Source organism: Bacillus sp. BML-BC051 (genome assembly GCF_019656175.1).
Classification (GTDB): domain Bacteria; phylum Bacillota; class Bacilli; order Bacillales; family Bacillaceae_G; genus Bacillus_A; species Bacillus_A mobilis.
The window spans coordinates 1-245 of the sequence record NZ_BPLI01000178.1; the positions used below are offsets into that span (position 1 = coordinate 1).

Genomic DNA, 245 nt, shown 5'->3' on the forward strand with positions numbered 1-245 from the left:
GAAATAAACTGATTGGTATTCTCGCTCACATAATCTCAGGGATGCTATACCCATTTGTGTATGCTCAAAATGAAAAGGACGAAGAAGACAAAGTTACGGCTAAGGCTATGCGTATTCTTATTGAAGAACGCTTGAAAAATGCAGACTATGATGTGAAATTCTTTTATGGCGTACTTTCTGCACTTGTAAACCCTGCGGTAACTATCGAAGTAGAATACGTTGAGGAACTTACAACAATCCGAGAA

General features: G+C 38.4%; 1 protein-coding gene. It reads left to right on the plus strand.

All coding sequences use genetic code 11. The annotated features are described in order from the left end of the window. On the plus strand, positions 1-245 hold a 245-nt coding region (locus tag K5S59_RS29845; protein ID WP_220784136.1), incomplete at both ends, for a hypothetical protein.